Genomic DNA, 14,237 nt, shown 5'->3' on the forward strand with positions numbered 1-14,237 from the left:
GTGACGCCCCGGCCGGGAGGGAACCGGGGCGTCCGTGCCGCGCGCTCAGTTGGATGCGCTGTTGTAGTATTCGTCGAGGATCTTCTGCTCGGCCTCTGCCGCAATGGCGAGGCTGTCTTCCGCGCTCATGCCTTGCAGGGTCATCCGCTCGACCATCTCCACCATCAGCTGACGCTGCCCGCTTTCATTGGCGAACTTGGTGGTATGAGCATAGGCAAGGCCTTTGATGAATGGTCCGAACACGGGATCATTCGAATTTGCGTCGGTTAGACCAACCGACGGTTTCGCGGGCAATTCACCCACGACGTCAAGCCAGACCTGCATTGCCTCATCGCTTGTCACGTATTCCATGAACTTGACCGCAGCGTCGTACTTTTCGCCCTCGGCTTTGGTTGTGATCGCGTTGACCCAGTAGGATGAATAATTCGACCGTGTGCCATCCGCCGTCGCCGGAAGCTCGGTCACTCCCCATTTCAAGCCGCGTGTGTTGTTCAGCGATCCGATGCGGAATGATCCGTCGATATGAAGCCCGGCGCGACCCGCTTTGAACGCGGCCTGCGGTTCATCCATGAACCCAATGGCAGAAACTGCGTCGTCGCCACTGAAAAGTGACGCATAGAAATTCAACGCCTCAAGCCCGGCCTTATTGTTGTAATTCACCGTCTGGTAATCATCGACATACGGCTCACCACCGAATTGGCGGATCAAACCTTCGCGCCACCAATGGTGGTCTTGCGCTGTCATCCCAGCGGTCATGCCGACCTGCGTCAGATTCCCAGCACCATCGCGCTTGGTCATCGCTTTGGCGGCTGCAATCATCTCGTCCAGCGTGGTCGGCGGCTCGACACCCGCTTCTTCCAGCAGGCGTTCGTTGTAGAACAATGCCAGAGAGCGCACAGCAGTCGGCAACGCCCAATAGGCGTCTCCGTCCTTCATCGCCTGCACCATCGGAAAGAACTCTTCGTCGATCTTGCTGGCCGGGAACACATCGGCAGGGAGCGGCTGGATCAGATCGGCTGCGACGTAATCGTTCAGCCAGCCGTAGAACAACTGTACCACATCCGGGCCTTCGCCCGCCGGGATCGCGGCGGCGACCTTGGTGCGGTAATCGGCGTAGGGGAAATGGGTCATTTTGACCGTGATATCCGGGTTCGCCTCTTGGAAGTTCTCGATCAGCGTTTCCATCGCTTGTACGCGGGCATCGAAGAAATACTGCCAGTATTCGATTTCCACCGCCTCTGCGGCGGTGCTGAAAAGTGCAGCGGCGCTGGTTGCTGTCGCAACGGCCAGTGCTTTGACGTTGAAGAAGGACATGGACCTCTCCCTGTTGAGATCTGTTGAATGTGCCGATCCATTCTTATTCGCGACCGGTCATCCTCCAAGCGTTAACTCAACTTTCTTGAGTGTTCAAGTTTGGTGCGTTAAGCGAAAGCATGGTCAGTACGCTGAAACCTCAACTCGGGGCCAATCCCGAACGGGCGCGAAGCCACAACAAACAGTTGGTTCTGCGCGCCATTCGCCATGTCGGCGCGGTCGGTCGCGCCGAGATCGCCCGCGCATCCGGGCTGTCGACACAGGCGGTGTCGAACATCATTTCTGATCTTCTGGGTGAAGGCCTGTTGATCGAACAGGGCGTGCGCAGCGCCGGGCGCGGCCTTCCGGTGCAGCAATACGCGATCAAACCCGATGGCGGGTATGCCTTCGGCGTTGAGGTCCGCCCGACGGCTGTTTTCACCGCGCTGGTCGATCTGGTCGGAACCCCTGTGTTGGCCCGCCGCACCCCGCTGCGCAACGCGGGGAAATCGACGATTTTAGAGACTGTTTCAGCCCAACTCGCTTCCGCTTTGATAGAGGCACGGATCAGCAAAGGTGCGTTGATGGGTGCAGGCATCGTCATGCCCGGCCCCTTTGGTGACACCGGACTGACGGGCACGGAGTCCGAGCTTCCCGGCTGGAACACCGGCGACCCCGCCGAGATATTTGCCAACACGCTCAATCTTCCGGTCTTCGTCGAGAATGACGCCAACGCGGCAGCGATGGCCGAGCGGATGAACGGCGTCGCGCGTGGACTTGACGATTTCGCCTACCTCTATTTCGGTCAAGGTTTGGGATTGGGTCTCGTCCAGAACGGTCAAATCCTTCAGGGCGCCTTCGGCAACGCCGGAGAGATCGGTCACATTCAGGTGCTTGTCGACGGACATGCGGTGGAACTCGAAAGTGCCACCAGCCGTTTGTCGGTACAGGCCTGTCTTGCCCGCGAGGGATTGGACGTGACGAACATGGAAGACCTGATCAGTCTCTATTCCAGCGCAAACCGGCATTTGTTGGTTTGGCTGGACAAAGCCGCGCAAGCGCTGTCTTCAGCATTGTCGATCATTGAAAATCTGTTTGATCCGCAAACCGTGATCCTTGGTGGTGCGATGCCTGACGTGTTGTTGGACCACATCATCGCCCGCACCGCGCTGCCTGAACGGTCTGTGTCCAACCGCCCCGACCGGGTGCATCCGCGCCTGATGCGCGGCACGTCGGGCCGTATGACAGCGACGCTGGGCGCAGCCGCCCTTGTGCTGCATCAGGCGTTCACCCCCACCATCGCCGAAGCGAGGTAACCCATGCCGACCCCTGACCAGATTCGCCTTGAACAGACCCGCATGCGCCCGCGCATTCTGGACCTATGGTGGGCGCTGCGCCCGCTGCAATCGGTGGTGCGTCTGATGAACACCGGTGCCCATCCTGATGACGAGACCACTGCTTTGCTGGCCGCCATCGGTCTGCGCGACGGCATCAACCTCAGCTACGCCTGTTCCACACGCGGCGAAGGCGGGCAGAACGACATCGGCACCGAAAGCGGCCCAGCATTGGGCGCATTGCGCACCCGCGAGATGGAGCGCGCCTGCGATCTGCTCAACATGCGCCTTTACTGGCACGGCACCTCGCCCGACGATCCGATCCGGGATTTCCGCTTTTCGAAAAGCGGCACGGAAACGATGGGCATCTGGGGCCATGATCACCTGTTGCACCGTTTTGTCGAAATCGTCCGCACCGACCGCCCCGACATCATCCTGCCGACCTTCCTCGATGTGCCGGGCCAGCACGGCCACCACCGTGCCATGACCCAAGCCGCGTACGAGGTCATGGCGGCTGCCGCCGATCCTGACTTCCCGTCAAACCTGCCGCCATGGCAGGTGTCCAAGATGTACCTGCCCGCATGGTCGGGCGCAGGTCAGGCTTATGACGACGATCTGCCCCCACCCGAGGCTACTCTGACGGTCAGTGGCGCTGGCAAAGACCCGATGTCGGGCTGGAGCTATGCCCGCATCGGCCAAATGTCCCGCGCCTACCACCGCACCCAAGGCATGGGCCGCTGGGTGCCTGCTGGCCCCGGCAAGGATTGGCCGCTGCATTTGGCGATCAGCCATGTCGACGGGCCTGATACCGCGCTGGGCACTGGCCTGCCGCAAACCCTCGCAGATTTGGCCGATGGAGTGCCTGATATTGCGCAGGATCTCTTGATTGCGCACGGGTTCATCACCGAAACCGTGTCCGCTTTTCCCCACGTTCGCCACATCGCAAAGACGGCTCAGAAGGCTTTGCATCACCTGCAAAAGGCCGAAGCCGATGCGCCCGATCATATTGCCCACCGTCTAGAGGCCAAGCACCGCCAGTTGGCCTATGTCTTGCGTCTGGCTCTTGGCGTTGAGGCGAACGCGCGGACCAACCAGACGTGGTTGCGTCCCGGTGCTACGACACAGGTGACACTCGAATTCGACCCCGGCGATGCCACGTCGTGCAGCCATAGCCTCGCCTTGCCTTATGGCTGGTCTGAAGACGACGGTCAGATCACAATCTCGTCCGACGCCAACCAGACCGACCCGTACCGTGCCGAGTACGATCCCGCCGACCCACCGCTTCCGCGCATCGACATCCAGCTTGAAACAACAACGGTCTCGGTTCCGTTCGATATCCCTCCGGTGGTCCTACCTGACCGGGCGGCGTTGATCGCGCCTGATGCGGCTCTGATCAACCTCAAAACGCCAAATCGGTCAGTGTCGGTCGCCATCGCAGATGTCAGCCCGGCGGGTGCGAAAGTCAGCTTTGATTTGCCCGACGGTTGGTCGATGCAGCAGGGCGCTGGCGGTATCGAGGTCAATTTACCCGACGAGCCTGAACCGGGTCGCTATACGCTCCCACTTTTTGTCGGAAATGCCCCGGCAATGACCGAACAGCGCATCGCGCATGACCACGTTGACCCAACCGTTTATGCCCAACCCGCAGCGCTGTCGGTGCGCGTGCTGGATGTGGCTCTGCCGCAGGCCAAGGTTGGTTATATCGGCAGCGGCCATGACGCGGTGGCCGACTGGCTGACCGCGCTTGGTGCCGATGTCACCGCATTGACTGACGATCAGATCACCAGTGACGAGGCGCTCGCCGGGTTCGACACGATCGTGGTTGGTATCTTCGCGCTACGTTTCCGCGATGGGCTGGTGTCGGAAATGCCCCGCCTGCGCGAATGGGTGGAACAAGGCGGCACGCTTGTCACCCTGTATCACCGCCCTTGGGACAATTGGGATCCAGACACTGTTTCACCCCGAAAGCTGGAAATCGGGCAACCGTCGCTGCGGTGGCGCGTGACCGATGCAGAGGCCGAGGTAACGCATCTCACCGATCATCCGCTCTTGTCCACGCCCAACGCGATCACGGTCGAAGATTGGGATGGCTGGGTCAAGGAACGCGGTCTCTATTTTGCCAAAAGCTGGGACGACGCCTATACGCCGCTACTCTCCATGTCCGACCCTGACGAAGCGCCTCTCACCGGCGCGCTCTTGACCGCTGACATCGGGAAAGGCCGTCACACCCATTGCAGCCTTATTCTGCATCACCAGATGGCCAAGCTGGTGCCCGGCGCCTTTCGCCTGATGGCGAACCTGATCGCCCCACGCCGATGAGCACAAACGCGCCCCGCGACAACTTCAAAGGGGGCGCATGGCTCTTGGCCGACATGGCGCTGAACATCTGGGCGCTGGGCATCGTCAAAGCGTTGGGTCTTGGCTACCCGGTGGCGCAGATTGTGTTCTTGCGCGCAGCCATTGGCCTTCTGCTGCTGTCGCCGTGGATCATTCGAAACCGCACCGATTTTGCCAGTGTCCCGGACCTCCCACTCCAGATCCTGCGCGTCGGTCTAAGTGCTGCGACACTCACCGCCAGCTATTTCGCCATTTCCCGTGTGCCACTGGCGCTGTTCACGACAATGAACTTCACCCGCCCATTGGTTGTCATGGTCCTTGCCGCACTCTTGCTGCGGGAACGGATCACGCCGTCGCAATGGGGGGCCGCAGCCATTGCCATGATCGGCGTGGTCATCGCCATTGACCCCGATGGCACGATGTTTGGGCCGGGGCTGTTGGCACTGGCACTGGTTATTCTAACAGGCTCTGGTGCGGTGATTGTCACCCGCCGGTTGCGGGACACGCCAACCATTGTTCTGATGACTTTCTACACCGTCGGTCTTGGTTTGTGCACCTTGCCGTTCGCGCTTTGGTCATGGCAGCCGATCCCGACAGACCATCTTGCGCCACTGCTGGCGGTCGGAGTGTTCGCCCAAACCGCGCAGGCCTGTTTCCTGCGGGCGCATTACAACGGCGATGCTGGCGTTCTGTCAGTGCTGGGCTATGTCAGCCTCCCGTTGTCGACAGCAGCGGGATATTTCGCCTTTGCGGAAACGCCGGCGCTGCGGTTTTACGCAGGGGCCGCTTTGGTCGTTCTGGCAGCCGCGTCACTAACGGTGTCTCGCCGCAGGCCTCCGGTGATGCGGGTGCGGTGACGGCGTTGGTTCAACAGACTGTTCAGGAAAATTGGCTGGCGCATATGTCTTTGCACACCTATCGTCGCCGCCAATCGGAAGGTTGGGTAACGTGTCAGCAGCAAAGTCGAACAGATCATTCGCTTATCTTGTGCCGCAGTTTCCCGGTCAGACCCATATCTTCTTCTGGCGCGAAATTGCGGCACTCGAAGCGCAGGGCGTGACGCCGGTTCTTTACAGCACCACCGTTCCACCTGCCGGGCTGATCTCGCATCAATGGTCCGAAGATGCGATGGCGCGCACCACCTATCTTGCGTCGCGCAATCCGGCATTGCTTTTGGCGATCCTGCCGCGCCTACCCTGGGGCCTGATCCTCAGGGAAGCCCGTCTGATGCCCAAAATTGAGGCGAGGGCGTTTCTCAAGGATGTCATCATCAGCGCACCGGCGGCTGAAAAACTGGCCCAAGATTGCAAGCAGCGTGGGATCACCCACATACACGCACATTCATGCGGACGCGCTGCCCTGATCGCGGCTCTTGCCCATTATGCACACGGGCTGACCTACAGCCTGACCCTGCATGGCCCGTTACAGGATTACGGCGTTGGACAACGGTTCAAATGGCGGGGCGCTGCGTTTGTCAGCATCATCACCCGCGCCCTGCTCGACCTTTTGCCCGGCCAGTTGGGGGACGCCCTGCCGACACGTCTGCCGTTGCAGCCGATGGGTGTGGATACAAGCGCATTCCGGCGTGATGTGCCCTATGTGCCCCCCATTCCCGGAGAGCCGTTGCGGGTGTTCAGTTGCGGCCGCCTGAATGTCGTCAAAGGCCATCAAGACCTGATGCAAGCCGTTCGACTGCTGATTGACCAAGGCCAGCCGGTGCAGCTCGAGATTGCGGGCGAAGACGATGCGGGCGGATCGGGGTTTCGCGGCGAACTGCAACAACGCGTTGTGGAACTTGGGCTTGAGGACCATGTCACCTTGCTGGGCGCAATCAGCGCCGAAGCGGTGCACGACAAGCTGATGGCCGCGCATGTCTTTGTGCTGGCCAGTTGGTCAGAACCTCTTGGTGTCGCCTATATGGAGGCGATGAGTTGCGAGGTTCCGACCGTGGGCACTGACGCGGGCGGCGTGCCCGAACTGATCACAAACGGCAAGGACGGGCTTTTGGTGCCGCCAAAAGACCCAAAGGCGCTCGCGGTCGTCTTGACGGATTTGGCTGACAACCCTGAGGTGGCAGTCACACTGGCGCAGGCGGGACGCGCGCGGGTGGTTGCGGCGTTCGATTCAAGCCGTGGAGCGGATATGCTGGTGCGGGAAATTTGGCGAGACTGATCCACGCCCGGCCCAATCAGGATTTGTACCTGTCTCCATACATGCGCTCTTGCATGTTGGTGTACCATTTCCGGAAGTCCCGGATCGGCATGAACAGAAACACCGGTATCTGGGAAATCCCGTATAGATAGGCTCTGACAGTGGGGAAGCTCAGTCGTTTCTGCGCGGCGTCGATGGCAAGGTAGAGGCTTGCGAACTTGGCGAAGGACGCGCAGCAGCGCAAAGCCGACCGCACGCGGTTGCTGCTGTGAACGGCATGCAGAGCCAGCAGGTTGCGCACACGAATCTTGTTGATCAGGAACCGGCTGGCGGTGCTTTCATTACCGTCTGCATGGAAAAACCCTGCATCCGGCGCCACAACCAATCGGCCATACCGCGACATGCGATATGAAAAATCGCTGTCCTCATGTGTCGCATAGTACCGCAAAAGTTCGGTCCAGCCGGAATCCTGTGCAAATTTCCGGCGGAATGTGGTGCGGCCGCCATTCACCAATCCACTGGGCGCAACGTTCAGATGCTGAACAGAAGCGGGCAACGGGCCCATATCAACAGGGTCTGAGTAGGGAACGAAATGACTGTCTAGGGTCAACTGCTCTTCGACCCATGCCCGCATGCCGCTGGTTTCCTGTCCCGCCAGAGCAACAGCCGCGGTGGGCGCTGCATCCGGGTCGTAAGGGCCGGGGGTGAACAACCCGGTAACCATCGCGATTTCGCAATCGGTATCCGCCTCGTACACGTCCATCACGTTTTCCGCAGCGTCCGGATACAGGTAGATGTCGTCATCCAGCGAAAACACGATATCCGACGTCGCAAGACCCAACGCCTGATTTCGCTGAAAGGTCAAAGACCGCACCTCGGCAGGCGCGTAGACCAAGGACACGTTGTCCCAGTCCGACGCGAACTCGGACTGCATTCTGTCTCGATGTTCTTCCCAGTTGTCCGACGCATCGACCACGACAACCTCAACCGGAGGTCGCGTCTGGTTCAGGGCATGGCGCAGTGTTTCGACCAAGAAATGTGGCCGATTGTAGGTGCAGATTGTCAGGGTCCAGCTTAGGGTCATGGGGATATAAACATTACTCTCTTACTCAACGGCGCATATTTCGCGATGTTAGCCGATATTTTTGGCCAAACTGCGGCGGAATGATCGCGAAACCGGATCGCCATGTCCAGAGCGAGACCGATTCTCGCCACGATACGGTACCGCGTGGGAAACTATTGTTTTATGAAACCGCAATTCGCGCGGCATGTGTGACTGTCGTAAAATGAAGTGTAGCAGAATTTGTAGGAGAGTGTTCGGTGAAACAACGCGTCCTTTTGACAGGCGGGGCCGGCTATATCGGGTCGCACACGTATGCAGCGCTGGTCGAGGCAGGGTATGACGTTCTGATAGTCGACAATTTCTGCAATGCGTCGCGTGAGGTTCCAACGCGTCTGTCTGCGGTGACGGGCAATGATGTGCAGGTGATCCAAGCGGATGTTCTGGATCGCGCGGCGCTGGATCGGGTCTTTGCCGACAACGCGATCGACGCAGTGGTGCATTTTGCGGCGTATAAATCCGTGGGCGAGAGTGTGCGCAACCCACTGGCCTATATGCAGAACAATGTCGGTGGACTGGTGACGTTGATGCAGGCGATGGAGTCAGCCGGCGTGCGCCGTTTGGTATTTTCCTCGTCTGCAACCGTCTACGGCGAGGCCGCAGAGTTGCCGACGCCGGAAACCGCTGCTTTGGGATATGGGAACCCTTACGGTCATTCCAAACTGATCTGCGAACAGATCATCGAACAGACCGCTGCCGCTGACCCGCGCTGGGCGGTGGGTGTGTTGCGATATTTCAACCCTGTGGGCGCACATCCGTCGGGGTTGATCGGCGAAGACCCGGCTGGGGTTCCCGACAACCTCATGCCCTATGTCGCCAAAGTGGCAGCGGGGGAATTGCCTGTTCTGTCAGTGTTCGGCGGGGACTACCCGACGCCGGATGGCACCGGGGTGCGCGACTACATTCATGTCAGTGATCTGGCACAGGGACATGTTCTGTCGCTTCAGGCGCTTGAACGTGATGGTACCGGGCATGTCGTAAACCTAGGCACCGGGCGCGGGTATTCCGTGCTCGAGGTGATCGCGGCGTATGCCCGTGCCAGCAACCAGCACATTCCCTACAAGATCGCGCCACGCCGTCCGGGCGATGCCGCGTCGAGCTATGCCGATCCAAGTCTCGCCAAGACCCTGTTGGGGTTCGAGGCGAAATACGATCTACACGATATGTGCCGGACAAGCTGGATGTGGATGCAGAACGCAACGCAAGCCATGGATTGAGGTCTGAAGAACAGGTGCCGCTGCTACCAATGCGGATGCAGATCGTCGATGCGAAAGGCGTGCTTGTGTTTGTGGTTAGGTGCGATTGCCTCTGGGTTGCGCAGATGCGGATGGTCTGATGGCAGCTCGGGGTGCGCATGGACACGCTCCAAAGGATCGTGCGCTGGCCAGACCCAAAGAGCGATCAGAGTGACAACCAAGCTCAGCGCCGACAGCATCAGCATTGCCATCTCAAGCGAGACCTGCGTCGCGAGCCAGCCTGCCAACGGATAGGCCAAAAGCCAGCCCGCATGGCTGAGGGAAAACTGCGCCGCAAAAACCGCTGCGCGGTCCGAGGTGTGCGCCGACCGCGTGATCACGAGACCGCCGGGTGTCAGAACAAGCGATGACGACAGGCCAAACCCGATCCAGATCATAGCCAAAGCGGCAAGAGCAGGTTGGGACCAAACGGCAAATCCCACGCCACAGGCAGCAAAGGCAAACGCACCCAAAGCCATCGCACGTCGTTCTCCGGTGCGTTTCACAAGTCGTGGAACGCTGAACGCGCCCAACCCTGCGCCCAAGCCGTAGAACGCCATCAGTACCGGGAAATATCGTTCACTATCGCCCAAGCGTGCCCCCGCATAGGCGACCGTGTTCACCAGAACCCATGCCATCGACAGCGACAGTGCAAAATTCAACAGGAACAACCCGCGCAGCCGCGGTGTTCGGACATAGATCCGCAGCCCTTTGGAGGCGCGGTGCCAGAACGGTCTTTTCCCGTCGGGTGCCGAGGGTTGCGGGACCTTTGAAAAAAGGATCGCTGCGATCGAGACCGAAAAGGCCAATGCAGCAACAAGGAACAGGGAGGACCCGTCCAAGACGGTCAACAGAGCCCCTGCGATCACCGGGCTGAGCACCGCTTCAAGCGTATAAGCAACCCGCGACCAGGACAGCGCTTTTGTGTAAAGGTCTTCACCCAGCACCACGTCCGGGATCACAGACTGGTAAAGCGGGGTGAATCCAGCGGAGAGCGAGAAAAAGACGAAAGACAGCGCTGCGATCTGCCAGATGTCTGTGGTAAAAGCCATCGGGATCAAAAGCACCATGCGCCCGATATCCAGCGCCACCAGCGCGGCCTTGCGCGGCACGCCCGACAAAAGGCTTTCGGCCAGTGGCGCAAGGCCCACATAGGCCACCATCTTAAGCGCCAGCAACAACCCCAGAACCTGACCCGCCGCTTCGGCCCCGCCGATCCGGTAGGCGGCAAGTGAGAGACCCACGGTCAAAAGTCCAACCCCCACCAACGAGCAAATCTGCGCGCTGAACAGCCACCGGAAGTTCGGATTGGTCAGAGGTGAGGCCACGGTTGTGAGGACTCCTGTCTTGGTGATCTAGCCGAGCAATTCCTTCATCCCCATGCGAACGGCCCGGTTGGGGTTCTGTTTGAGAATGTGCTCACCAAGCGATTTCGCCAAGGTGGTGTGTCCCTTTTCCACGGCGCGGTTGAACAATTCCCGTTGGTAGCGTGGGAAATTTCGACGTTCGCGAAGCAGTTTATAATAGGCGTCGTTGCTGAGCGTGCCGTTCAGTGCGCCAAGGATGATCGGACTCAAGATGCCCATCTGGTTCAGCGAACTGCCAAGACGGTGCCCCAAAAGTGGCGCACGCAGGTGTTGCACGTTGTCGCCGGTAAAACGCGCTGCGTGTTGCGCATCGAGCGGTTCGTAGGGGTCATACAGGATCGACACGCGATTGGCAGCCTTGCTGACCTCTGACGCGTCGCCGTACGTTCCGGTAAAATCGCGGTCCCAGACCACCTTGTACCGGGTTTCCCAAGGGACGATGGATTTATCGACCGTCGATTGCGGTGAGATGGCGACAACATCACATCCTGGTGCTGCCGGTGAAAAGGCACAGGCTGCATATCCGCCCATCGACGCGCCGTAGAACACAACGCGTTTGAACTGCGTGAAGAAACCGCTGTTTTTCAACTCGTCGAACTGATCATACACCCATTGTTCGCGATACCACGTCCAGCCACCCGCCAGCACGCCCATCATCGACCATCCCTGATCCTTGATAAAGCTGTAGCCCCAAGGGCGTCGGTCCTCGCGCTTAGTCATGGCGATATCAAGGTTGTCAAAGGACACGACCAGCGTGTCGGAGTCGCGTGGAATGTAGACGAAACTGTGCCCGTTATCCCCTGCACGGTACCATCCCTTCATGCCAGCAAGCTTGAGCGCGATGGCGTCCCAGCTTTCATCGGCGACGGGTTCGGGTGGGTTCGGTGTGACTCGAATGCGCGTGATCTGTTTGCCATCGTCTTCGCGCGTCGACAGCGCGGTGTTGCTGCCATAGGGCTTGAGAAACGGAAACGCCCCGGAACCGCGCCGGACGTCCATGAACACGCGCGTGTCCGAATGAATGCAGCGTTGCAGGAATGGTTCCAGAAACTGCGTCTTCCACTGATCGCCAAAGCCTTGGAGATTGCACAGCACATCCACCGGGCGAAGTTCGGCCTCGGCGCGGATCACCTTGATCCGGTCGGGATCCACCTCGTTCTCGGTCAGGAAGGTGATGTAGTCGGCCAGCCAAGGCATATCCTCGTCTTTGAATTTGGCCCGGCGGTTCGTGTTCACAAGCTGGATGTCACAATCGAACTTGTGATGGAGCGCAAGGACAAAACTGCGGGCTGTCCCAACCAAATCAGCGACGCTGCTGACCTCATCAAGGTCCAACTCGTCGATCAGCGCACCGTCAAACGTGGTATTGCCGCGTCCTTTGATCGGGGCCAGTGCTGGGGTGATGCCATGCTCTTGCACCAGCTTTTCAAGGTATGACCCCTTTGGCGGCAACCCGTCATGCAGGTTGCCCAACTGCCGCTTGTTCGACGCCCAAAGGTGCAGCGCGGTGGTTTGGCTGGTGATGAGCCCATCCGCCAGTTCGCCGCGGCGCATGAACTTGAACCGTTCCCGAAAGGTGATCGGATAGAAGGCATTGAGCGGTTGCACATGCTCTTCCAGACCCAGCGCATGTACATAATGGGTCACCATCATCGGCCCCCACACGCCCCAAGGCTGTTCGGTGATGTGAACCGGTTTGCCTTTCTCGGCTTTCTTGCGCATCTCTTCTTTCCGCTTCTTCGGCAGGAAGGGCGCGATGGAATAGCGGTCGCTGGTGAAGTCGAGCATTTGGCGCAAAGCGTCGCTGTCGGCTGGCAAGCCAAGAACGGCATTGTTCACCCGATGTTCGCCGGGCAATTCGTAACCGAAGACGTAATCGCTGTCGTAGTCCATAGGACGGTAGCAATAGACGTCTGTATCGACCCAGATCATGCCGGGGTTCTGGTGGATCATGTGCAGGCGGAACCAGTCGGCAAACAGCGCATAGCTGTTCTTTTGCTCGTACTTGATGAAATCGTTTGTATCTATGATCTCGCGCCCATCGCGGCGGATCACGCCATCGGGGACATTCGGGATGTCTTCATAGCTGAACAAGGTGATCTTCTGGCCCTTGTCGACAAAGGACTTCAGGCACAGCTGTTCCAGCCAACTGAGCGGCCCACCGATCCAGAGCGTTCCAACCTCGCGCGTGCGTGGCATCTGCATGTCCTCATACGCGCCTCTTTTCTTATCGGGCGCTGTCGTTTTGAGGAATGCTAAGCGCAAATCAGTGCATTGTGTAGCCTGCGTGATATCTGACTCAGTTTTTGCGCCATTCGTGCCTTTGCTGCCATGCAGCTTGCAAGAACGCTGGCTGACACGTAGTTTTTTCGCAAAATAGTAATGAGTGCGGTCAATAAACGAACCGCGAGGCGAGGCATAAGATGAGCGGTGAGACCTACACGGTTGTCTCAACCATGAAGAACGAAGGCCCCTATATCATTGATTGGGTGGCCCATTACAAAACGCTGGGATTTGACCACATACTGGTCTGCACCAACGATTGCACGGACACGACCGTCGATATTCTCTTGCGTCTGCAAGAGATGGGTTTGGTCACGCAACACAATACCATCGTGCGACGTGCGGGAATTCACCGCTCGGCTCTGCGGCAGGCCAGCCGTCGCTATGATATCGTGATGGATGCCACATGGGTCTTTGTCTGTGACGTGGACGAATACCTGAACGTGCATATGGGTGACGGATCGGTGCAGGCGCTGGTCGAAGGGTCTGGCCCCGGTGCCGATGTGATCTCGGTCCCATGGCGCGTGTTCGGATCAGACGGGATCGAAGGCTTTGCGGATAAACCCGTGACACAGCAATTCCGCAAGGGCGAATACGAATGGGACGCAGACCTGCGCCCCGAAACCGGCAAGTTCGTCAAATCGCTTTATACCAACCAGCACAAGTTTCAGCGCATGGGCCTGCACGCGCCAGTGTCGCTTGAGGAACACGTGGCCGACACAAGGCGCGTTTTGCCCGGCGGGATCGACTATGTGATCAACGGCGAACGCACCGCCAATCCGCCGCTCTTCACCCATGCGCAGGTCAATCATTACGCGCTGCGGTCGATGGACAGTTTCCTTGTCAAACGGGCGCGTGGCCGCGCCAACCATTCGCATCACGTGCTGGGGATGGAGTATTGGGAGCGGTTCAATCTGAACGACGAAAAAGACAGCTCGATCGACCGCTACAAGACCAAGGTCACCAAGCTTGCCAAGGAATTGAAGTCCGATCCGGTGCTGAAAGATCTACACGCCCGCGCGGTTGACTGGCACACGCGCAAGGCCGCATCGCTGAAGATGGACCCGGATATGGACGAACTGGTCAACGGGTTGAAGGCAGCGTTGTGATCGGGCCG

At 59.2% G+C, this 14,237-nt stretch carries 10 protein-coding genes; 6 read left to right on the forward strand and 4 right to left on the reverse strand.

The genetic code is table 11. From position 1 onward, the window contains the following. Positions 1 to 45: 45 nt before the first annotated feature. Complete coding sequence (locus MCRY_RS01115) at positions 46 to 1,314, reverse strand: extracellular solute-binding protein (protein ID WP_085627613.1); 1,269 nt, start codon at positions 1,312 to 1,314, stop codon at positions 46 to 48. 119 nt (positions 1,315 to 1,433) lie between these two features. On the opposite strand from MCRY_RS01115, the gene MCRY_RS01120 reads away from it, so the two are divergent. The 4 genes from MCRY_RS01120 (at position 1,434) to epsE (ending at position 7,136) form a co-directional block, all read left to right on the forward strand. After that, on the forward strand, positions 1,434 to 2,609 hold the full coding sequence (locus tag MCRY_RS01120) for an ROK family transcriptional regulator (RefSeq protein ID WP_138487782.1): 1,176 nt from the start codon (positions 1,434 to 1,436) through the stop codon (positions 2,607 to 2,609). Between the two features lie 3 nt (positions 2,610 to 2,612). Beyond that, on the forward strand, positions 2,613 to 4,946 hold the full coding sequence (locus MCRY_RS01125) for a PIG-L family deacetylase (protein ID WP_085627615.1): 2,334 nt from the start codon (positions 2,613 to 2,615) through the stop codon (positions 4,944 to 4,946). Further along, complete coding sequence (locus MCRY_RS01130; RefSeq protein ID WP_085627616.1) at positions 4,943 to 5,821, forward strand: DMT family transporter; 879 nt, start codon at positions 4,943 to 4,945, stop codon at positions 5,819 to 5,821. Before MCRY_RS01125 ends, MCRY_RS01130 begins: the two co-directional genes overlap by 4 nt. A gap of 91 nt (positions 5,822 to 5,912) precedes the next feature. Next, positions 5,913 to 7,136 (forward strand): exopolysaccharide biosynthesis GT4 family glycosyltransferase EpsE, encoded by a 1,224-nt coding sequence (gene epsE, locus MCRY_RS01135; protein ID WP_085627617.1) that lies wholly within the window; start codon positions 5,913 to 5,915, stop codon positions 7,134 to 7,136. A gap of 16 nt (positions 7,137 to 7,152) precedes the next feature. Here epsE and MCRY_RS01140 read toward each other — a convergent pair whose 3' ends face one another. Next, positions 7,153 to 8,199 carry a glycosyltransferase family 2 protein gene (locus MCRY_RS01140; protein WP_085627618.1) on the reverse strand — a complete coding sequence of 349 codons (1,047 nt, stop codon included), beginning with the start codon at positions 8,197 to 8,199 and terminating at the stop codon, positions 7,153 to 7,155. Positions 8,200 to 8,435: 236 nt separating this feature from the next. On the opposite strand from MCRY_RS01140, the gene galE reads away from it, so the two are divergent. Next, positions 8,436 to 9,452: a UDP-glucose 4-epimerase GalE gene (gene galE / locus MCRY_RS01145; RefSeq protein ID WP_085627619.1), complete on the forward strand. Its 1,017-nt coding sequence runs from the start codon at positions 8,436 to 8,438 to the stop codon at positions 9,450 to 9,452. A gap of 23 nt (positions 9,453 to 9,475) precedes the next feature. Here the strand turns inward: galE and MCRY_RS01150 are convergent, their stop codons facing one another. Continuing rightward, on the reverse strand, positions 9,476 to 10,798 hold the full coding sequence (locus tag MCRY_RS01150; protein WP_085627620.1) for an MFS transporter: 1,323 nt from the start codon (positions 10,796 to 10,798) through the stop codon (positions 9,476 to 9,478). Positions 10,799 to 10,825: 27 nt separating this feature from the next. Further along, complete coding sequence (locus MCRY_RS01155) at positions 10,826 to 13,036, reverse strand: hypothetical protein (RefSeq protein WP_085627764.1); 2,211 nt, start codon at positions 13,034 to 13,036, stop codon at positions 10,826 to 10,828. Between the two features lie 224 nt (positions 13,037 to 13,260). Between MCRY_RS01155 and MCRY_RS01160 the strand changes: the two genes are divergently transcribed. Next, positions 13,261 to 14,229, forward strand: a complete 969-nt coding sequence (locus MCRY_RS01160) for a glycosyltransferase family 2 protein (RefSeq protein ID WP_085627621.1) — start codon at positions 13,261 to 13,263, stop codon at positions 14,227 to 14,229. Positions 14,230 to 14,237: the final 8 nt, after the last annotated feature.

The organism is Marivita cryptomonadis, from assembly GCF_002115725.1.
Classification (GTDB): Bacteria; Pseudomonadota; Alphaproteobacteria; order Rhodobacterales; family Rhodobacteraceae; genus Marivita; species Marivita cryptomonadis.